22 protein-coding genes are annotated in these 21,036 nt (G+C 52.1%); 3 read left to right on the forward strand and 19 right to left on the reverse strand.

Translation table 11 applies throughout. The features are described 5' to 3' along the window. Window positions 1-49: 49 nt before the first annotated feature. The 4 genes from rpsR to ychF form a co-directional block, all read right to left on the reverse strand. Window positions 50-280, reverse strand: coding sequence for a 30S ribosomal protein S18 (gene rpsR, locus ACFSO0_RS02700; RefSeq protein WP_005831740.1), 231 nt, complete (start codon window positions 278-280; stop codon window positions 50-52). 44 nt (window positions 281-324) lie between these two features. Then, a complete protein-coding gene (locus ACFSO0_RS02705) occupies window positions 325-798 on the reverse strand; it encodes a single-stranded DNA-binding protein (protein WP_376875979.1) in 474 nt (157 codons plus the stop codon). A 29-nt stretch (window positions 799-827) separates the two neighbouring features. Continuing rightward, window positions 828-1,115 (reverse strand): 30S ribosomal protein S6, encoded by a 288-nt coding sequence (gene rpsF, locus ACFSO0_RS02710; RefSeq protein ID WP_122902750.1) that lies wholly within the window; start codon window positions 1,113-1,115, stop codon window positions 828-830. A gap of 143 nt (window positions 1,116-1,258) precedes the next feature. Beyond that, entirely contained in the window at window positions 1,259-2,359 is a 1,101-nt protein-coding gene (gene ychF / locus ACFSO0_RS02715; protein ID WP_376875983.1) for a redox-regulated ATPase YchF, read from the reverse strand. Between the two features lie 224 nt (window positions 2,360-2,583). Here ychF and ACFSO0_RS02720 point away from each other — a divergent pair, with 224 nt between their 5' ends. Continuing rightward, on the forward strand, window positions 2,584-3,207 hold the full coding sequence (locus tag ACFSO0_RS02720) for an NAD(P)-dependent oxidoreductase (RefSeq protein ID WP_376875986.1): 624 nt from the start codon (window positions 2,584-2,586) through the stop codon (window positions 3,205-3,207). Window positions 3,208-3,385: 178 nt separating this feature from the next. Here ACFSO0_RS02720 and pepF read toward each other — a convergent pair whose 3' ends face one another. Then, window positions 3,386-5,299: an oligoendopeptidase F gene (gene pepF / locus ACFSO0_RS02725; protein ID WP_376875989.1), complete on the reverse strand. Its 1,914-nt coding sequence runs from the start codon at window positions 5,297-5,299 to the stop codon at window positions 3,386-3,388. 360 nt (window positions 5,300-5,659) lie between these two features. Between pepF and ACFSO0_RS02730 the strand changes: the two genes are divergently transcribed. After that, entirely contained in the window at window positions 5,660-5,746 is an 87-nt protein-coding gene (locus ACFSO0_RS02730) for a YjcZ family sporulation protein (RefSeq protein ID WP_016739383.1), read from the forward strand. 209 nt (window positions 5,747-5,955) lie between these two features. Here the strand turns inward: ACFSO0_RS02730 and ACFSO0_RS02735 are convergent, their stop codons facing one another. From ACFSO0_RS02735 to ACFSO0_RS02750, 4 genes are all read right to left on the reverse strand, one after another. Next, the gene (locus ACFSO0_RS02735; protein ID WP_376875992.1) at window positions 5,956-6,735 is read right to left on the reverse strand and encodes an Ig-like domain-containing domain; all 780 of its coding nucleotides are present in this window, start codon (window positions 6,733-6,735) and stop codon (window positions 5,956-5,958) included. A gap of 113 nt (window positions 6,736-6,848) precedes the next feature. Beyond that, window positions 6,849-7,058 (reverse strand): DUF951 domain-containing protein, encoded by a 210-nt coding sequence (locus tag ACFSO0_RS02740; RefSeq protein WP_376875995.1) that lies wholly within the window; start codon window positions 7,056-7,058, stop codon window positions 6,849-6,851. 21 nt (window positions 7,059-7,079) lie between these two features. Next, window positions 7,080-7,964, reverse strand: a complete 885-nt coding sequence (locus ACFSO0_RS02745; RefSeq protein WP_376875998.1) for a mechanosensitive ion channel family protein — start codon at window positions 7,962-7,964, stop codon at window positions 7,080-7,082. Then, entirely contained in the window at window positions 7,961-8,242 is a 282-nt protein-coding gene (locus ACFSO0_RS02750) for a putative Se/S carrier protein (protein ID WP_376876001.1), read from the reverse strand. Before ACFSO0_RS02750 ends, ACFSO0_RS02745 begins: the two co-directional genes overlap by 4 nt. Before the next feature lie 217 nt (window positions 8,243-8,459). Here ACFSO0_RS02750 and yyaC point away from each other — a divergent pair, with 217 nt between their 5' ends. Next, a complete protein-coding gene (gene yyaC, locus ACFSO0_RS02755; protein ID WP_376876004.1) occupies window positions 8,460-9,056 on the forward strand; it encodes a spore protease YyaC in 597 nt (198 codons plus the stop codon). Between the two features lie 171 nt (window positions 9,057-9,227). Here the strand turns inward: yyaC and ACFSO0_RS02760 are convergent, their stop codons facing one another. From ACFSO0_RS02760 to mnmE, 10 genes are all read right to left on the reverse strand, one after another. Then, window positions 9,228-10,127 carry a diacylglycerol/lipid kinase family protein gene (locus tag ACFSO0_RS02760; RefSeq protein ID WP_376876007.1) on the reverse strand — a complete coding sequence of 300 codons (900 nt, stop codon included), beginning with the start codon at window positions 10,125-10,127 and terminating at the stop codon, window positions 9,228-9,230. A 388-nt stretch (window positions 10,128-10,515) separates the two neighbouring features. Continuing rightward, window positions 10,516-11,232, reverse strand: coding sequence for a DUF554 domain-containing protein (locus ACFSO0_RS02765; protein ID WP_376876010.1), 717 nt, complete (start codon window positions 11,230-11,232; stop codon window positions 10,516-10,518). Between the two features lie 24 nt (window positions 11,233-11,256). Beyond that, window positions 11,257-12,411 carry an aminotransferase class V-fold PLP-dependent enzyme gene (locus tag ACFSO0_RS02770; protein WP_376876013.1) on the reverse strand — a complete coding sequence of 385 codons (1,155 nt, stop codon included), beginning with the start codon at window positions 12,409-12,411 and terminating at the stop codon, window positions 11,257-11,259. An 18-nt stretch (window positions 12,412-12,429) separates the two neighbouring features. After that, complete coding sequence (locus tag ACFSO0_RS02775) at window positions 12,430-13,275, reverse strand: ParB/RepB/Spo0J family partition protein (protein ID WP_376876016.1); 846 nt, start codon at window positions 13,273-13,275, stop codon at window positions 12,430-12,432. Beyond that, window positions 13,272-14,030, reverse strand: a complete 759-nt coding sequence (locus tag ACFSO0_RS02780; protein ID WP_376876019.1) for a ParA family protein — start codon at window positions 14,028-14,030, stop codon at window positions 13,272-13,274. Before ACFSO0_RS02780 ends, ACFSO0_RS02775 begins: the two co-directional genes overlap by 4 nt. Window positions 14,031-14,633: 603 nt before the next feature. Then, window positions 14,634-15,482 (reverse strand): nucleoid occlusion protein, encoded by an 849-nt coding sequence (gene noc / locus ACFSO0_RS02785; protein WP_376876022.1) that lies wholly within the window; start codon window positions 15,480-15,482, stop codon window positions 14,634-14,636. Between the two features lie 415 nt (window positions 15,483-15,897). After that, entirely contained in the window at window positions 15,898-16,128 is a 231-nt protein-coding gene (locus ACFSO0_RS02790; protein WP_376876025.1) for a hypothetical protein, read from the reverse strand. A gap of 615 nt (window positions 16,129-16,743) precedes the next feature. Continuing rightward, the gene (gene rsmG, locus ACFSO0_RS02795) at window positions 16,744-17,460 is read right to left on the reverse strand and encodes a 16S rRNA (guanine(527)-N(7))-methyltransferase RsmG (protein WP_376876028.1); all 717 of its coding nucleotides are present in this window, start codon (window positions 17,458-17,460) and stop codon (window positions 16,744-16,746) included. Window positions 17,461-17,472: 12 nt separating this feature from the next. Beyond that, a complete protein-coding gene (gene mnmG / locus ACFSO0_RS02800) occupies window positions 17,473-19,374 on the reverse strand; it encodes a tRNA uridine-5-carboxymethylaminomethyl(34) synthesis enzyme MnmG (protein WP_376876031.1) in 1,902 nt (633 codons plus the stop codon). Window positions 19,375-19,401: 27 nt separating this feature from the next. Continuing rightward, a complete protein-coding gene (gene mnmE, locus ACFSO0_RS02805) occupies window positions 19,402-20,778 on the reverse strand; it encodes a tRNA uridine-5-carboxymethylaminomethyl(34) synthesis GTPase MnmE (RefSeq protein ID WP_376876034.1) in 1,377 nt (458 codons plus the stop codon). Between the last annotated feature and the right edge of the window lie 258 nt (window positions 20,779-21,036).

Genomic DNA, 21,036 nt, shown 5'->3' on the forward strand with positions numbered 1-21,036 from the left:
GAAAAAAGAGGGCCACGCAATTGTGTCCCCCTTTTATCACTTGTAACAATTATTCAGCCGTGTAAGGCAGAAGTGCTACTTGACGTGCGCGTTTGATTGCGATCGTCAGTGCGCGTTGGTACTTAGCGGAAGTACCGGTTACACGACGAGGCAGGATTTTACCGCGCTCGCTGATGAACTTTTTGAGCAAATCAACATCTTTATAGTCGATGTGCTTGATTTTGTTCACTTTAAAGAAGCAAACTTTGCGACGCTTGTTAGGACGTCCTTTGCGTGCCATGTGAGTTCCTCCTTCTTTCAGGAAATGTGAAAGTCATACGATTTTTAGAACGGCAAGTCATCATCCGAAATGTTGATCGGCTTGCCGGCACTCGCGAAGGGATCTCCAAACGGATCAAAGTCGTTTCTCTGGCCGCCGGACGGCTTGCTGCCACCGCCAAAACCTGAACCCGGATCGTATCCATTGTCTCCGTTGTCATTGCCTCGGCCGCCCAGGAATTGGACGTTCTCCGCAACAACCTCCGTCACGTATACTCTCTTGCCTTCTTTATTGTCGTAGGAGCGCGTTTGAATGCGTCCTTCGATGGCAGCTTGTCTGCCCTTGCGCAAATAGGTTGCACACAGGTCAGCCAGCTTCTGCCAGGCGACAATATTGATGAAGTCGGCTTCTCTCTCGCCCGCCTGGTTGGTGCGCGGACGATTGACCGCCACAGTAAACGTAGCAACGGCAACGCCATTTGGCGTGTAACGAAGTTCAGGATCTTTTGTCAGGTTGCCGATGAGAATGACTTTATTCATCTTGGTTCCCCCTCTGACCGCGACTGTGATTACTTCTCATCACGAACGAACATGAAGCGGATGATGTCGTCGTTGATCTTCATCAGACGCTCTGCTTCCGCAACAGCATCAGCATTCGCTTTGAAGTTCATCAAAACGTAGTAACCTTCACGGAACTTATTGATCTCATAAGCAAGACGACGCTTGCCCATTTCTTGAAGTTTGGAAATTTCGCCGCCGTAGTTGGTTACAACCTCGCTGTAACGAGCTACATTGGATTTCACTTTCTCTTCTTCAAGGTCTGGACGCAATACATACATTACTTCGTATTGACGCATACCTTTTCACCTCCTTATGGACTTTAGCGGCCCGAAACGGGCAAGGAGCGAGTGCTGAAACGAAACGCATAAAGGATGCACTCCATAAATACTCGCATTAGCCTATTATAGCAAAGCAAATCTCGTGAAGCAAGGTTGAGTTCCTAAACGTTGAAACGGAAATGCATGACATCTCCATCGGCAACCACGTACTCTTTCCCTTCGAGACGGTACTTTCCGCGCTCGCGTGCAGCTGCGACAGATCCTGCCTCTACCAGATCATCGTAGGCGATGACTTCAGCACGGATGAAACCGCGCTCGAAATCGGAGTGGATCACGCCCGCTGCCTGCGGTGCTTTGGTGCCGCGGCGAATCGTCCACGCGCGCACTTCCTGAACGCCTGCCGTGAAGTACGTCACCAGGCCCAGCAACTCGTACGCAGCGCGAATCAGACGGTCGAGACCGGATTCGGCCAGGCCAAGCTCCTGCAGGAACATTTCTTTGTCCTCGCCATCCAGTTCGGCAATTTCCGCTTCGACCTTGGCGCTGATGACCACGACTTGTGCGCCTTCGCTGGCAGCATGCTCGCGAACAGCCTGCACGTGCGGATTGCTGTCTGCGTCGATAATGCCGTCCTCCGCCACGTTGCACACGTACAGCATCGGCTTGATGGTCAAGAGGTGCAGATCGCGAATCCACTTGCGCTCCTCGTCATCCAGCTCCACGCTGCGTGCGGATTTGCCTTCCTCGAAAGCAGCCTTCAGCTTTTCCAGCACATCCAGCTCTTGCTTGGCTTCCTTGTCGCCCGCCTTTACTTTGCGGCCAATGCGGTCAATGCGCCGCTCGACGGAATCGAGGTCGGCAAAGATCAGCTCCAGATTGATCGTCTCGATATCGGAGAGCGGATCGACACGACCGGATACGTGCGTAATGTTCTCATCTTCAAAGCAGCGAACAACGTGCGCAATCGCGTCAACCTCACGAATGTGGCCCAGAAATTGGTTGCCAAGGCCTTCGCCTTTGCTCGCGCCTTTGACCAGACCCGCAATGTCCACAAATTCAAAAGCAGTCGGAACTACTTTGTTCGGCACTACGATCTCGGTCAATTTGGTCAGACGCGGATCGGGAACCTCCACGATGCCCACATTGGGATCAATCGTACAGAACGGATAGTTAGCCGATTCTGCGCCTGCCTGGGTAATGGCGTTAAACAAGGTCGACTTCCCTACGTTGGGGAGACCTACAATCCCGCAAGATGCACCCATCTATATACACTCCTTATCATCATCCTGACATCCTTTTAAGTATATAGATTTGGATATAAGAATACAATTGCATCCTTGTGGCAACTTTCGGCTCCCGCGGGAATAAGCCCATCGCGCCCTCATCGTTTCCGTCTATGGATATGCTACACCGAGCTGGTGGGACAAAAAAAGAAGTGCTAGACTGGATGGCGAAGAATGAACACTTGCGGAAATGAGGTGTTGTTTTGAACCTGCTCCTGTTTGGCGCTACCGGGCGCGTGGGAAGCCACATTCTCGCGAGTGCGCTCCGGGATGGGCATCATGTCACCGTCCTGGCGCGTACACCGGAAAAGCTGGCCCATCTCCAGGCGGACAACCTCTGCCTGCTTCCGGGCAACGTCCTTGTCTCCGCCGACGTCGAACGCGCAATGAACGGCGCCGAAGCCGTGATCAGCGCACTTGGCACGGACGGGACCACTACCTTGTCCGAAGGGACCCCTCACATCATCCGCGCGATGAAGCAGCATGGCGTAAAACGCATCATCGCCGTCGGCACAGCCGGCATTTTGCAAAGCAGGACTTCCCCCGAGCTGCTTCGCTACCAGTCCGGCGAATCCAGACAAAAGCTGACTCGCGCAGCCAAGGAGCATCACAAGGCGTACGCGCTGCTTGCCCAGTCCGATCTCGACTGGACGATTGTCTGCCCCACCTATTTGCCGGATGGCGAACGCACCGGCATTTACCGGGTTGAGGCTGACTTTTTGCCGACAGATGGCGCACAGATCTCCGTAGCGGATACCGCCGCGTTCACGTACAGCCTGCTTGGCAGCCGCCGCTTCGTGCGATCGCGTGTCGGCATCGCTTATTAGAGGCGACGCCTCGGAAAAGGGGCTGTCCAAAAAAGGTAAAATTGCGAAAATCACCAGATTGAAAACATTGATTTTTCAAGGTTTTTGAACGACAAAAGGGGCGTCTCCAAGTCAAAAAATGACTTTTGAGACGGCCCCTTTTGTCTTTTGCCACTTACCGTTGCCGCTTCAGTCGGCTTTATTTCTCATTGACCAGCTTTTCCAGCTCATTGAGCGTCTCCTCGAAGATCTCCATGGACTGCTCGATCGGTTTGGACGTGGACATATCGACGCCAGCAGCCTTCAGTACCTCGATCGGCGGCGCAGAGCTGCCCGCTTCCAGGAAGTTTTTGCGGATGCGTTCGACAGCCGGTGTGCCTTCGTCGAGAATTTGCTTCGCCAATGCCTGCGAGGCGGCAAAGCTCGTGGAATATTGGTAGACGTAGTAATTATAGTTGTAGAAATGCGGCACGCGTGCCCACTCCATCGCGATCTCGTCGTCGGAGACCATGTCCTTGCCGTAATATTTCTTGTTGATGTCGAGGTAGATTTGTTTGATGGCCTCTGCGTTCAGCGACTCGCCTGCCTGTTCCTTTTCGTGGATGGCACGCTCAAATTCTGCAAACTGGGTCTGGCGGAACAGCGTCGAGCGGAAGTTTTCCAGGTAGTGATTGAGCAGGTACATTTTCTCCGCTTTTGTTTTGGCGTTCGCGTACATGCTCTTGAACAGCAAGGTCTCGTTCATCGTAGACGCTACTTCCGCCGTAAAGGTCGGGTAATTGGACGAGACGTACGGCTGGGTTTTGTTCGTGTAGTACGACTGCATGGCATGGCCCATTTCGTGTGCAATCGTGAACACATCATCCAACGTGCCCTGATAGTTCAACAGGACGTACGGATGCGTGTCGTAAGCGCCCCATTGATAAGCGCCGGTACGCTTGTCGTCTGTCGAGTACACGTCGACCCAGCCGCCCTCCAGCCCGTTGGACAGCACTTTCACATAATCGTCGCCCATCACTTTCAGGCCGTCTGTCACCATCTTTTTGCCTTCTTCAAACGAAATGTATTTATCGTCAGATGGCACGATCGGCACGTAAATGTCGTACATGTGCAGCTCTTTTACCCCGAGCATTTTCTTTTTCAGGGCAATGTACCGGTGCAGCAGCGGCAGATTGTCGTTGACCGTTTCGATCAGTTCATCGTACACCTTGGTCGGGATGTTGTTCGGAGTCAGGCTGGCTTCCAGCGCAGACTTGTAGTGGCGCGCATCTGCGTAAAAGTTGTCACCTTTTACTTTTGCCGCCAGCGTCTGGGCAAAGCTGTCCTGGAAGTCGAGCAGCGTGCTGTAATACGCCTGAAACGCATCTTTGCGCACCCGCTGGTCCTTGCTTTCCAGATACGTCACGAAATTCGAGCGGTTGAGCTGAACCTCTTTTCCGGTCTCATCCTTGATTTTCGGGAACTTCACGTCCTTGGACAGCATGCCGTAAATATTCGTGGGGGAATTGCCGAGCGGAGCCGATTTTGCCAGCAGCTCCTCCATTTCCTTGGAGAGCGAATGCGGCTTGGTCCGCAACATGTCCTCCAGGAACAGCCTGTAAGGTGCCAGATTTTCGTCAGCCAAGAGCTGCTTCATTTTCGCATCGGGAATGGCTACGATCTCCGGCTGGACCCATGCCGTATTCTGCATGACAGTCGTGTACATCTTCTCCGCCCGGTCAGCCAGCTTTTGCAGATCGGCATTGGCGGAGTTCACATCGAGCGACATGTTCGCATACACGTATGCCTTGTCGTTTTGGCGCATCATGCTCATGTAGTCCTCCAGCGCCTTCAGCAAAGTCGCGGAGGAGTCGCCCAGCTTGCCCTGATACTTCGTAAAGTCTTTGGCCATCTGCTCCACTTTGGCAACGTCTTTTTCCCAGTCCTGAACGGTCGGATAAATGTGATTGAGCTTCCACTTGTACTGATCCGGGATTTCCGCACGTGTCTGATAGACAGGCGCCTTTTCCGCAGCAGCCGCAATCGCTGGAGTGCTGTAAGGAATGAACGGCACCGCTGCGGTGGTCAAGGCTATGACCAAAGCCGTGATGGATGCAAACACACGCTTTTTCAATCTCAATCGCCCCTTTTCTGCTTCTCTATATCTTTGCCATTCTTCTTAACTGTAATTAGTTTTTTTTACCAAAAGTTCCTTCCTATTAATCAAAAATATTTTGAAAATTCGCGAACGACAGTCAATTTATCCAGAAAAATTTCAACAATGTGGATAAAGTTGTGGATAAACCGAAACAATCTGGGAATCCACCCCCTTTTTCCGTTCAAACACGGCTTTTCAAGACGTAAAGTTGTCCACATTTTCTGTGTATATCTTGTGCATAACTTATTTTTCCCTGCACCAGGGACATTCGCCCATACCGCTTTCCCGAATTTGACATAGCATGAGTATTGAATCTAGGGTAGGAGGTGTTAGCAAGTGGGTATCTTTAACGGCTTTGACGACTTCGCGCTGATCTTGGTTCTCTTCATCCTTCTCGTGATCGTTGGTTGTGACTGCAACTAATACTCCCGCTGCGATCCAACCTATCTGAAGGTGCACTGTCCCTCCGCACAGTCCTGCCTTCCACACCGAATAACATCATATAAGGCGTTTACATCGAAACGCTATGAACTCACATAGCGCCAATACCATCATCCGGGAGTCAATCATCACGAATGTATGCACACAAAAGGGATGCTGCCACGTGGGCGCATCCCTTTTTGTGTTTTGCATCATTTGGCTCCTGTCGTAAAGCTGGACCGCTGTGACGGGTTCCCGTTGCCTGCTGTATCCTGCAACAATCCGGGCAGCAATTCCACCTGGTACGTCCTGTAAGGCTGCCATTTTCCTTTTGGCTTGACCGTCAGCATCCGCTTGCTCTTGTTCCATGTGACGGTATGGGCAACGTTGGCGCCGGCATCGTCTGTCACGCGCACGAGCGGCCCTGCCGTTTTGCTCGACAGAACGTCGCCGCTCGCCAGCCTGACCTCTTCCGCAAACTGCAGCGTCACTTTCTCCTGCAGCTTGACCTGCTTCGCTCCATGCCCCGGCAAAATGGCCGCCCGCGGCGCGATCGTATCCACGGGCTTCTTTGTGGAAAACGCAACGCTCACTTCCGGATTCACTTGTCCACGGTCATTTTTCAATTTCTTCTCCGGCAGTTTCACCGTAAATGATTGTCCCGCTTCCAGGTTACCCACAGGATCGATCGTCAGCACCCGCTTCGCTTTGTCCCACTCGGCGGAAAAAGGCACCTTTCTTTTTTTGCCATCCGTCAGTTGAATCAGCGATGTCCATGTCTGCTTCGTCGGCTCCTTGTTGTTCGTCAGGCGAACCGGCCCGGAAAAGGTGAGTATCACTTGCGTAGCTGGCGCGACATCCACCGATTGATCTGCTGGCGTAATCACAATCCCCCAGCCCGGCTTGTCCGCCGCCAGAGCTGGCTGTGCTGCCCCTGCCAGCAGCAGCAACATGCCGAATACATACAGCCACCTCATTGCTCCTCTTTTCATCGTATCCCCCCGTCGGAACGGCATAGAGCCTGCCTGAACCGACCGGCTCTCTCTCACCGTTTACGGGCATTGTAAGAAAAGACAAAAAGGCATTGCAAATATTTTTCTTCGTTTCAGGATTGCCCTTCGTCGGAGCCGCGGCTCAAAATCTTTTTCATCTTCCGTTCAAACTCCAGCCGGGGAATCATCACGCTATGATCGCAGCCCGTGCATTTGATGCGCACGTCCATCCCCATGCGGATGACCTTCCAGGCATTGGTCCCACACGGATGCGGTTTTTTCATTTGCACGACATCCCCCAGCTCAAAATGTTTCCGTTCCACTTTGCACCTGCTCCTTTCTCTCTACGTCTGCCCCAGGCTTTGCCCTTTTTCTTGCATCACGATTTTCGGGTACGGAATCGAGATGCCCCGCTTCGTAAATTCCGTCCGGATCATAGCCCGCAAATTCCGGTTGACTCCGTGGTGCGTATTCGGCTTGCACTCAGCCGTCACCCGCAAGGTAATTTCTGACGGTCCCAATGACTGCACGCCTAAAATTTGCGGCTCTGCCACGATGTCCGTCAGTTCAGCCTGGGCCTTCTGCAGCACTTCTTTCAGCACTTTCTGCACTCGCTCCAGATCTTCCTCGTAGGCTACCGAAACATCGACCACTGCCAATGTATTTTGCAAGGAGAAATTGGTCACCTGCGTAATCGATCCGTTGGGCAAGATGAATACTTCCCCGGTCCAGCTGCGCACGCGTGTAATTCGCAATCCAATCTCCTGTACAGTCCCTGTCATATTGTTAATGGTCACGACATCGCCGACCGCGAACTGATCCTCAAAAATAATGAAAAACCCGGTAATGATATCGCGTACAAGACTCTGCGCCCCAAAACCGACAGCCAGTCCGAGGACCCCTGCGCTGACCAATACGGGCTTCAAATCAATTCCCATCTGCTGCAGCACCATGAGGATCGCCAGGAAATAGATCGTGTAACGCACGATGTTGTTCACCAGCACCCGCATCGTATCCACTCGCCGCTGGTCGATCTGCAGCTTGCTGCTTTTTCGGTGCTGGAACACCTTGTTCACGCCTGCCTGCACGACAGATACGACAATTCGCGATATCACGATAATCGCTGCAATTTTTAACGCAACCATCCCGATGTTCATCCACATGTTGGCGTCCGTTACATATGTGTAGACCTGCTCATAAACAGATGCAAAAATGTTGCCTTCTTTCACTCCACCTGCTCCCTTCTGTTTCCTTTCTCATCAATCTCCACGTAACGATTGGAAAACTGACGAAAATAGCCGCGAATTACCACCTGCTGTTCTTCCATGATCGTCCTGGCTTGTGCGTAATCAGGCAGTGGAAACTCAATGGAGAGGGCACAGCCGGCCGTTATCTCTTTCGGGGTCGGTCTTGTGTCAATTTCGATGTCCGCATACTCCAGCAACATTTCCGCACGCAAGGCTTGCTGCGTAGAGTCAAATGCGATCAATACGGTCTCTCCTTCCATGCTACTCCCTCCCTATGTCCTGTCCATCTTTTCCCTTGTCAGTCTGGACAGACAAGCACCTTTTATTGTACCTGTTCGTTTCTTGTCTTTCCACATCCGCAGATTTTTCAAAACCTACGTAACCTTCCCATTAGCTGGTATAAAAACGCCTCCTCGGTACTATACTGTGAATACTCTTCTAATCTTTTCATTGACGAACGCAAGAGTGGGGGTAGCCATGAATACATTTGACAATCGCAAGGATAGTTTCTTGCCACCTTTCAAAGTGGAATATCGGAGTGAAAATGCAGATGAACATCTGGCTCTACACCTTGCTCAACGCATTCGCTTGATCCCCTATGAAGAAGAAATCGTCCTGGTTTGCATTGGGACAGATCGCTCTACAGGCGATGCGCTCGGTCCTCTCGTAGGCAGCAAGCTGCAGTCCTACGGCTCCAGGCATCTGCATATTTACGGGACACTGGACGATCCTGTCCACGCCATGAATTTGAAGGAAAAGCTCGACTTGATCCAAACGAGACACCCCAGGTCAACGATTATCGCTGTTGACGCCTGTCTCGGGCAGTTCAGCCATGTCGGCAATATCAATGTAATCAACGGACCGCTCAAGCCTGGCGCCGGCGTCAAAAAGGAACTGCCTACTGTCGGTACGTTCCACATCACCGGAATTGTCAATGTGGGAGGATTCATGGAGTATTTCGTCCTCCAGAACACCAGACTGGCCGTTGTCATGAACATGGCCGAGATCATTGCCTCCGGGCTGTCCAAAGCCGTTTCGTTAACCTTCGAGGAGAGTCGTCTGGGCAGCATATAACCTGCCTGCCCGTCCGTGCTTCCCCTCGATCAAATAGGTGAAAAGACTTGTTTTCCACCCCCTCCGGGAAAACAAGTCTCTTTTTTTCGGTGTGCGCCGGGGGTGTCAAGGAGCTTCATGAAAGAAGATGTGACTTAACGGCGGACATTCCAACTGGTCACGTCATTTTGTTTATCCGATCATACGGAGACTGCCCGGCAGGACTTCCACGGAAAAAGGCGTCTTCGCCACGATCTCCCCATCGGCGTGCACGATAAGCGGTCGCTCCGCTTCCACCCGGATCTGCCGCCCGCGAAAGAATTGGCAGGCCGGATGCTGAACATGCGCTCCGGTAAAGATTTGCGGAAAAGCCCGCAGCAGCCCCCAGCGCCCTACATCTCTCACCACGCAAACTTCCGCATAACCGTCGTCGGCCATCGCATCCGGACAAATCAACATGCCTCCTCCGTAATTCGGGATGTTGGCAATGGCAACCAGCCAGGTATGCTCCACCCGATGCTCATGCCCATCGATCGTCAGCGTGATCGAGCATGGACGATACGTGCATAATATTCGGATCACCGACCAGATATACGCCGCTTTGCCGATCTTGAGCAGGTTGAGCCACTTTTTATAGCCTGACTCGTTCGTCGTCTTTGCCACTTGTCCGTCAAATCCCGCACCAACTGAATTGACAGCCACTCGTTCATTGATTTTCAACAAATCTATCGCGATTTCCCGATCACTCGACACAATTCGTTCCAGCGCCCGTACTGGATCGAGCGGCCATCCGTGTCCCTTGGCAAAATCGTTGCCAGATCCTGCCGCCACATAGCCCAGCATGCAAGCCTTTTCCGTCTGTTGAATTCCGTTTACGACCTCGCTGACGGTTCCGTCCCCTCCCACAGCGACGATTTTATTTACTCCCTCTTTTTCGATCAGTTCAATAGCCAGCATTTGTGCCTCCCCCTCCCCCGATGTCTCCCTCACCTGAAAAACGGCTCCTTGCTGCCTTAGAATGCGCTCAAGTTTGTTCCAGACTTTTTTTCCTTTGCCATTCCCCGCTGCCGGATTTACGACGAACCCTAACATGTTCTTTCTCTCTCCCCCGAGCGTCTTTTTTACATGCCACCCATCTGCACTCTGCTTCGCTTGCACACGCTACTCCTTGCTTCAGTTCTCATTTCTCTCAGCCCGCCGCCTGATTCCATTCAAGGAAATCGCGCTCCAACTGCTCTACACCCTGTCGTAAATCGCTGACTTCATCCTGGGCTCATTCTACCATCCTTGACGCAATTCAGGTTCATCTGCCTTCCCCTTCTTTCTTGTCCCAGGCAGCTTTCTCTTTCGAGCCGCTTGCCTTTTTGAAGCAGCAAAAAAGGAGCTGTCCCAAAAGTCGATTTGTTGACTTGGAGACGCCCCTTTTCCATTTGGTGATTTTCGCAATTGTGCCCTTTTTAGACAGCCCCCTCATCGCTTCTCAAGAAAACAGCTTGCTCAGCCATGCCACGATCGGGACGCCCGCTGCTGCGATTATTAAAGCCGGCAGCATGTTGGCCACGTTGATTTTTTTGATTTCCAGGATATTAACCCCGATCCCGATAATCATCAAGCCGCCTGTCGCCGTCAGTTCAACCAGCATGGCATCGAGCGTGCTTTGGCTCACGACATTGTAGATTTGCGTCGATAGCAAAGCGATCAGCCCTTGATACACAAACACAGGTACTGCCGAAAACATGACACCGATCCCTAATGTGGAAGTGAAAATGATTGCGGAGAAGCCATCCAGCAATGCTTTCGTGTACAAAATATCGTGATTGTTGCGCAGGCCGCTGTCCAAAGCACCCAGAACCCCCATCGCTCCGATGCAGTAGACTAACGTCGCCGTGACGAATCCGGTGGCGATGCCGCCTTCTTTCCCGCCGCCCACTTTTCTCTCCAGCCATTTGCCCAGGTGGTTCAACCCTTTTTCGATGCCGATCCATTCCCCGACAATGGCTCCCACCACGATACTCACAATCATCAGCAAAAAATTGTTTGTGCCAAGACTCATTTTGATTCCGAGCAGGGTGACTGCCAGACCGATCCCTTGCATGACCGTACGTCGAATCGAGTCTGGAATCCTGCTAAGCAGCCTGCCCAATAAAGCACCGACAATAATCGCTGCCGCATTGACCAGGGTCCCCAACAAAATCACATTTTTCTCCCCCTACAGAAAGCACTATGCAAACGCGGATGCGATTTCCTTCACCGCTTGAACAAGCGCCTCTACATCTTTCTCTGTATTAAAAATGCCAAAGCTCGCCCGAACGGAGCCCTTTTGCACCGTTCCTGCCGTCTGGTGACCCAGTGGCGTGCAATGAAACCCTGACCTCGTGGCGATTCCGTATTGCTGATCGAGAATAAAAGAGACCTCCGATGCATCCACTCCGTCGATGTTGAAAGAGACGACGCCGACCCGCTCCGTTTCGATCCCGGGACCGTAGACTTCTACCCCCGGAATCTCCTTCAATTCCGCAATGGTCCGTTTCGTTAACTGCCACTCGTGCTGGCGGATATTCTCCACGCCTTTGTCCATGACATACGTCACGCCAGCCAGCAGTCCTGCAAGGCCGACGGTATTGACCGTCCCGCTTTCGTAGCGATCCGGCCTGGTAGTAGGCTGATCGACTGACTCCGACTGACTTCCCGTACCGCCATGGATCAGCGGCTCCAGATCAATATCGCCGCGCACGTACAAGGCACCCGTTCCTTGTGGGCCATATAGCCCTTTGTGCCCGGGAAATGCCAGCATATCAATGTTCATCTCTTCCACGTGAATCGGCAGCACGCCGGCAGATTGCGAGGCATCGACCAAAAATACAATCCCGTGATTTTTTGCCAGTGCCCCCAGCTCCGCGACAGGCAAGATGACTCCTGTCAAATTGGACGCATGACTTACGACCAGCAGACGCGTATTTGGCTGGAATGCCTTTTCAAAATCATCCGGATGAAACAAATGATCCTCTCTCGGCTCAACATAAGTGACTTCCACCCCAACTGTCCGACGCATATATTCCAGCGGACGCCTCACCGAATTATGTTCCACCGATGATGAGACGACATGGTCGCCTGGCTTCAAAAACCCTTTGATCGCTTGGTTGAGCGCTTGGGTAGCATTCAAATAAAAAAAGAGGTTATTTGGGTTTTGAATCCCAAACAACCGCGACAATTGCACGCGAGTCCGAAACACGGTTTTGCTAGCTTTCATCGCCAAAGTGTGTCCGCCCCTGCCCGGGTTTGCAGCATAGTCCTCGACAGCTTCTCCCATCATTTCCTTTACTGCCTGCGGTTTTGGCCAGGTAGAAGCTGCGTTATCCAAATAGATGATCGCCATGACTACCTCCTGCCCTTCTTACTTGCCTGCTTGCAACAGGTCGATGATTCGTTGCAGATCTTCCTGCGAGTAAAAATCGATTTCGATTTTCCCTCGTTTGTTGCCCTTCTTGATCTTCACCGATGTGCCGAAAAGGCTGCGCAGCCGTTCTTCAATTTCCACCAGTACAGGTTCGTTTTTCGCCGGTTTCTTCTTCTTTGTTTCACGTGAAACATTCAACTGTTTCACCAGTTCTTCCAGCTGGCGTACGCTCAAACCCTTTTCTACAACATCCTTTGCCAATTGCAATTGCACCTGATCTTTTTCTACGGCCAACAGCGCCCGCGCATGTCCCATGGAGAGCGCCGCTGTAGATACCATTTTGCGGATTTTATCCGGCAGCTGCAGCAACCGCAGCATATTGGCTACATGTGGTCGGCTTTTTCCGATTCTCTGGGCCAATTGCTCCTGCGTATAATCGTGGTTTGCAATCAATTTCTCATACGCTTCCGCTTCCTCCAGCGGATTCAAGTTTTCCCGCTGCAAGTTCTCGATCAGAGCGATTTCCATGAGCTGCTGGTCTGTATAAGCCTTGACCACGACAGGCACCTGCTTCAAGCCCGACAGTTTGGCAGCCCGCAGCCTTCTCTCACCCGCAACCAATTCGTATCCTTTGATGCTCTTCCTGACGATCAGCGGCTGAATAATGCCATGCTCTTTGATGGACTGGGCCAACTCGTCGATAGCGGACTGTTCAAATTCCTTGCGGGGCTGATATGGATTGGGACGAATCTCACTGATGGAAACCTCTTTTACTTGTTCCCCTTCCTCGATGAGATTGGACGTAATAAGTGCATTCAGCCCTTTTCCCAAACCTCTACTCATACCCCTACCACTTCCTTCGCCAAATCGGTATAAACTTCTGCACCCCTTGAGCGTGGATCGTACGTAATGATAGCTTGTCCATGAGATGGCGCCTCACTCAAGCGAACATTCCTTGGAATAATCGTTTTATATACTTTTTCCTGGAAGTATTTTTTCACTTCTTCAATGACCTGGATTCCCAGATTTGTCCGTGCGTCCAGCATCGTCAGCACGACGCCTTCAATAGCCAGTTGCGAATTGAGATGCTTTTGAACCAGCCGAATCGTGTTTAACAGCTGACTCAGTCCTTCCAACGCGTAATATTCGCACTGAATCGGAATCAGTACAGAATCCGCTGCGGTCAGCGAATTTACAGTCAAGATGCCCAAAGACGGCGGGCAATCAATAATCACAAAGTCGTATTTGTCTTTCACGACTTCCAGAGCTTTTTTCAAACGAACTTCACGAGAAATCGTTGGGACCAGCTCAATTTCCGCACCTGCCAGTTGAATTGTGGCCGGAATAATCATTAAGCCCTCAATTTCCGTTGGCAAAGTAGCATCGACCGGGCTAATGTCGTTAATCAGGACATCGTAGATACAATATCGCACATCGGCTTTGTTGACTCCGATCCCGCTGGTCGCGTTCCCCTGTGGGTCAATGTCCACCAGTAGCACCTTTTTTCCCAATGCGGCCAGACAAGCGCTAAGATTGACGGACGTAGTCGTCTTCCCGACGCCGCCTTTCTGGTTCGCAACCGCAATGATTTTACTCAACTTCTCCACCTCATTTTTTTCGTGTAGGAAAGTTTGCAATCGCAACAGGAGCCTGGTCACACCCGTGTAAACTTTCCGGAACGCATAGTCGGGTGGATTCTCGCCGCCACCCGAGTAGGGTCCCCGCTAGAGAAAACATCTCTTCTCCATAAAAATCTGTTGCATATGGTACATACCATGTTACCAGATTTGCAGCCTCGCCGTACGCTGTTTTTTCATAACGGGACATTTTGCCCTTTTTTATAGGCCAAACAGTTACAATGTCCCTGTTATTTGATTGAATTGCTCCACCGCCCCTTGTTCAGCCAACGCGTTTTACCACTGCACATCGGTAAAACAGGTGAGCAATCTTTTCTCTCATGGAAATGTAACGGATCGGAAATTGCGGTACGGAAAGAAACACTCACTCCCCTGCTGAAACCATCCGCCTTTTGACAGACTTCGGTCTGCTGGCAACCGCCATCAACACCTGGCACCACTTATTCCCGAGCTTCATTATCGCCAACGCTGGCAAAAGCATCTTGACCAAAAAGAACGGCGGCTTTCTCGCCACCGTTCGCTCCCCTCTGCAGGGACTTGAACCGATTCCTGTTCGCTTTGCACTTACTTGTCCTTGTTTTTCGGAATCCGGATAGTAAACTGGTAAAATTCGTCGTGATCCTCTTCATTCGTTTCTACAGGAAGACCCGTTTGCATCACCATATCAATGGACTGACGCACCGTATTGATCGCAATTCTCGCGTCACGGGAAAATGCCTTCCATCTCGGCCTTGCTTCTTTTTCTTTCTTTGGATTTTCTTTGGCTTCCAGCAGTTGCTTTACCCTTACCTCTGTCTGCTTTACATTCCAGTCCCGCTCGAGAATTTCTTGCAATACTTTAAGCTGCAGCTCGGGTTGTTTGAGTGGAATCAACGCACGTGCATGACGCTCCGTTACTTGACGGGCCAACAATGCATCCTGGATTTCCTGGGGCAAATGAAGCAAACGGAGCTTGTTGGCAATCGTGGACTGGCCTTTTCCGAGGCGCTGAGCCAGACTTTCTTGGGTCAGATTGTGCAAGTCGATCAGCTTTTGATACGCGACGGCTTCCTCGATTGCAGTCAATCCTTCCCGTTGCAAATTCTCGATCAGCGCGATGGAAGCGGTCTGCGCGTCAGTAAACTCTTTGACAATCGCCGGAATCCGATCCATTCCCAATTTCTTCGTTGCCCGCAAACGCCGTTCTCCCGCAATCAATTCATACTGACCGTTTCTTACTCGAACGACGATCGGCTGAATCAACCCATGAGTCCGTATGGTTTGACACAACTCCTCAATTTTCTCGTCGTCAAAGACCGTGCGAGGTTGATACGGATTCGGTACGATCTCCTCAACCGGTAATTGCCTGATTTCTTCGTTGTCTGTTTTGTCGGTCAGTCCAAAAATTCGCGAAAATGAATCCTTCACTGCCATAGAAAATCCCCCACTTCTACCCGTTCCAACCTTGCTATTTCAAAATCAGTATTCGTTTTTTTGCCGGAAAACCTGGGTGTATTCTTGTTTGTCTTTTCCAAAAACCATGCTTGCTCCTTTCATCGCAGGCCAAGATTGCATTGTTCGCCGTCTCTCTCTTTGAACAGCCCGCACCTTTCCCTTGCTGCCAGCAGCGACAGCCTGTCCCAAACAACAGATGCCTCTTTCTCGCATTTCCACCCAAAAGACACAAAATCTCGCAGCCCCCTGATTTGCGGAAAGAAATCCTTTCATCAAACCGTGGACCATGCCAGATTCGTGCTTTCAAATGAAAAATAATACCCAGCAATACTTTCCTGCCCTTTCCGGAAACAGATAGAAAGGCAGCATGACCCTATTCCTTGCCGAGAAAAGATCAACCTTGACGCTCTGCAATAAAGAGGGCCGCAGCACTATCGGAAAAAGACGCTCGAGCCCTTTTCTGCATCTTCTTAAAAACTTTTGTCCTAAACACGTTTTGCGATCGCTTCATTCTATGTTTTTTTCCTACATCATAATTCTGCAAGTTTCGCCCAATTCCTGCTATAAAAATTGTTCCACGTGAAACATCCATCGTGATCGTCGTCGTAGAAAGCGCGCTTTCCATGCTCTTTGTGCACTTCCTCCTCATTCAGGCTGTCGTCGTGTAAATGCGAAATTTTTGTGGCAGGAAACAACCTGGAGGACAGCCTGGGGAAATCAAGCATCAAATAGACGGAAAATGCGGTGACAATCGCCGTGATAGACATTTCTACGCTGAACATCAAGCCGATTGCCTAGACGACCCACGTTCCCTCAGCAGTAGTCAATTCTATTACAGATCCTTGTACTTGATGATCGCCCCTGCTCCCCCAAAAACATTCCGGTTACGTCCAGCGCAGCAAACCGCCCCCGAATCGTATGTATTGCCACTCGAAGGAAATCCGTATAGCGAAATCATTCAAACAGACAGGAATCAAAACAAACAAGGCTGTCCGTCCGAAGTCGGCTCCTTTTCTGCGGCTGACATCTTTCATAAACCGCGTCCGCCGCCCATCTCCCCTGTCACCCAAAATCCCCGCACATGCTCCGCCCCATAACCACCAAAACCTCCTGCCTTCGCACACACCAAAAAGACCGCAGCACTCATCGCTACGGTCCTTTTGCACTTTTCCAGGGCTATCTCAGTCGATCTGACAACCTTCTCCGCTTGCCTGCCCGTTTTCCCTTCTGTTCCACTTCGTTACATCAACGGCTTTTTGGCAGGCACGCCTGGCTTGCGCGGATAAGTTTTTGGAGTCGCCTCCACTTTTTCCACGATCACGATATTTCGCTCTCCGGCGTCCTCGGGCAGGCGGAGCGTTTCCACTTTTCGAGTCTTGCCGCCCAATGTCTTGATCGCCTTTTTCGCTTCGTTCAGCTCAAGCGTCATGTCGGCTCCCTTGAGGGCGATGAAGTGACCGCCTACTCTGGCAAAAGGCAGGCAAAACTCGGACAGCAGGTTCATTCTCGCCACGGCGCGGGCGACGACCAGCTGGTACTTCTCCCGATGCGCCGGCTCCTGACCGCGTTCTTCCGCGCGGCCATGCACCGGATAGACATTTTCCAGTTCCAATTCGCTGGCGACATGCTGCAGGAAGTTCATGCGCTTGTTCAGAGAATCGATAATGGTCATGTTCAGGTGCGGGAAGCAAATCTTCAGCGGGATGCTTGGGAAACCAGCTCCCCCGCCGATATCGACCACAGAGTCCACCTTGTCAAAAGGGAAGTAGAACGCAGGCGTAATGCAATCGTAAAAATGCTTGTTGTACACCTGGCCTTCTTCTGTAATCCCGGTCAGATTCATTTTTTCGTTCCATTCGACCAACAGGTGAAAAAACTGATCGAACTGCTCCATCTGCCGGTCAGTCAGCACGATGCCTTTGGCTTGCAGCGCCTCGGCAAACTGTTCTTTCGTCATCTGCTTTTCTCCTTACTCTGCCGCTCCTACGCGATTGTACTGCTCCAGATAGACCATCAGCACGGAAATATCCGCAGGGGTCACCCCTGCGATGCGTGCGGCCTGTCCGATGTTCAGCGGACGAATCTTCGACATGTTTTCCCGCGCTTCCTTGGACATGCCGGAAATTTGATGGTAATCGATGCTGTCCGGAATCCGGCGCTCCTCCATCTTTTTCATTCGCTCTACTTGCTGGAGCGATTTGCGGATATAGCCGTCGTATTTGATCTGAATTTCTACCTGCTCCGCCACGTCTTCCGGCACTGGCTCGGCAGGCGGCGCCATTTGCGTGATATGGCTGTAGGTAAGCTCCGGACGGCGCAGCAGCTGTGCCAGCTCGATGACCTCTGTCAACTCCGGAGAACCGGCTGCGCGCAGCACCTCCTGGACGTGCTCCATATCCGGGCGCACCCGCGTCTGGTTGACCCGCGTGATTTCTTCTTCGATCCGCTGCCGTTTGGCGACGAACCGCGCATACCGCTCCTCGCTGATCAGGCCGATCTCGTGACCGATGTCTGTCAGGCGCAGATCCGCGTTGTCATGACGCAAAAGCAGGCGGTATTCGGCGCGTGATGTGAGCAGGCGGTACGGCTCATGGGTGCCTTTTGTCACCAGGTCGTCGATCAATACGCCAATGTACGCCTGCTCCCGTCCCAGTACGACTGGCGGTTTGTTCTGCACGCGGCGAGCGGCATTGATTCCGGCCATCAAGCCTTGGCCGGCTGCTTCCTCATAACCGGACGTCCCGTTGATTTGTCCTGCGGTAAAGAGGCCCGGGAGAATCTTCGTCTCGAGCGAAGGCCACAACTGTGTCGGCACGACGGCATCGTACTCGATCGCGTAGCCAGGCCGCATCATTTTCACTTCTTCCATCCCTGCCATCGAGCGCAGCATGGAAAGCTGCACGTCTTCCGGCAAACTGGTGGACAGCCCTTGCACGTACATTTCCTCCGTATGGCGGCCCTCCGGCTCCAGGAAGATCTGGTGGCGCGGCTTGTCGTTAAACCGGACGACTTTGTCTTCAATGGACGGGCAATAGCGAGGTCCCGTCCCTTCAATCATCCCCGAATACATCGGTGCGCGGTGCAGGTTGCTGTTGATCAGCTCATGGGTCTCTTCGTTTGTGTACGTCAGCCAGCACGGAAGCTGGTCCGTGATAAATTCTGTCGTCTCGTAAGAAAAAGCGCGCGGCACTTCATCGCCAGGCTGAATTTCCATTTTCGTAAAGTCGATGCTGTTTTTGTGGACACGCGGCGGTGTTCCCGTCTTGAAGCGTATCATTTCAAAGCCCAGTTCCTTTAAGTGGTAAGCCAGGCGAATAGACGGACGCATATTGTTCGGGCCGCTTTCGTACTGCAGATCGCCCAAAATGATTTTCCCACGCAAGTACGTGCCTGTCGTCAGTACAACGGACTTCGCCCTGTAGCGCGCCCCTGTCTGCGTCAGTACCCCTTCGCACACGCCGTTATTGACGATCAGCTCCTCGACCATAGCCTGGCGCAGCAGAAGATTAGGCGTATTTTCAATCGTCCGTTTCATTTCGTGCTGATACGCAAATTTGTCCGCTTGCGCACGCAGGGCATGCACAGCCGGTCCTTTTCCCGTATTCAGCATGCGCATTTGAATGTGCGTCTTGTCCGTATTGCGGCCCATTTCTCCGCCGAGCGCATCGATCTCGCGCACGACATGCCCTTTTGCCGGACCGCCAACGGAAGGGTTGCACGGCATAAACGCGACGGCATCCAGATTGATCGTCAGCAGCAAGGTACTGCATCCCATCCGGGCAGCTGCCAATGCCGCTTCACACCCCGCATGCCCAGCCCCAATCACGATGACGTCAAACGAGCCAGCTTCATACACTGGTACAGCATTCACGTTGTCTTCCTCCTCATTCACACCTGATTACTTGCCTAAACAAAACTGGGAGAAGATCTGGTCGATCAAATCTTCGCCGACACTTTCCCCGATCACTTCTCCTAGCAGCTCCCACGCTTTTTTAATGTCGATCTGGATCATATCCACAGGCATCAGCCCTTCGATGCCGTTCAGCGCATCGTCCATCGCCTGTTCCGCTTGGCGCAGCAGATGAATATGGCGCGCGTTGCTCACATATGTCAGATCGTCCTGCTGCACGCGGCCGCTGAAGAAAACATCGCTGATCGCCTGCTCCAGCAGTTCGATGCCGGTCTCTTCACGCGCCGAGGTCATGATCAACGGCTGCTGCGGGAAATGGCGTTTGACTTCTTCCAAATCGATCTTTTGCGGCAGGTCGAACTTGTTGACGATCACGATGACGGAAAAGCCTTTTGCCGCCTCAAAAATCTTGTAGTCGTCCGGACTCAAAGGTTCATTATAATTGAGCACCAAGAGCACGAGATCCGCCTTTTGCAGCAACTGTCTGGACTTCTCTACCCCGATCTTTTCCACGATGTCCTCGGTATCACGGATGCCCGCAGTATCAATCAGCCGCAGGGGAACACCGCGCACGTTCACGTACTCCTCGATCACATCGCGGGTCGTGCCGGCGACATCCGTGACGATCGCCTTTTCCTCCTGCACCAGGCTGTTCAGCAGCGAAGACTTCCCGACGTTCGGACGCCCGATAATCGCCGTGGACAGCCCTTCCCGCAAGATTTTCCCCTGCTTGGCTGTCTGCAAAAGCCGTTTGATCTCGGCTTTGACCTCCTCACACTTCTCGCGCAAGAAATTTTGGGTAAATTCCTCCACGTCGTGCTCCGGATAGTCCAGCGTCACCTCAATATGGGCCATCGCTTCGATCAAATTTTGCCGCAGCTGGCGAATCAGGCGGGAAAGCTTCCCCTCCACCTGGTTCAAAGCCACCTTCATCGCCCGGTCCGTTTTCGCCCGGATCAAATCGATGACGGCCTCGGCCTGCGACAAATCGACCCGTCCGTTGAGAAACGCCCGTTTGGTAAACTCCCCTGGTTCCGCCAATCTGGCGCCATTCTCCAGGATCAGATCCAGCACACGCTCGACAGAAACGATTCCTCCGTGGCAGTTGACCTCCACGACATCCTCCCGCGTAAACGTGCGCGGCGCCTTCATCACAGACACGAGCACCTCCTCTACGAGACTGCCCGTCTGTGGATCATGCAAATGGCCGTAGTGAATCGTATGGCTGTCCACAGTGGACAACGCGTTTTTTCCTTTGTATATCTTATCCACAACTTCGATCGCTTCCGGACCGCTTACCCGGATCACGGCAATGCCGCCTTCCCCCATCGGTGTTGCGACTGCCGCTATCGTATCGAATTTCATGCTGTTCACCTCAAGCTTTCCAATCAAAACAAGTCAGCCACTAACATACTAGCTTAACAGATCGCCCTGGAAAATACCAAAAGATTGTGCACTTCCCGGCAGCCTCCACGCCGAACAGGAAAAAGCAACCCTGCGCTTCAAGGTTGCTCGTCGCGTATCTTATCCACAGTATGATCGTTTTCTTTCGGCGCCAACCCTTAACCAGGTTATCCACTGTGGACAAGTGTACTACACTGCCGCCAAAAGAACCATATGAAA

It is taken from the genome of Brevibacillus sp. GCM10020057, from assembly GCF_042683565.1.
GTDB lineage: Bacteria > Bacillota > Bacilli > Brevibacillales > Brevibacillaceae > Brevibacillus.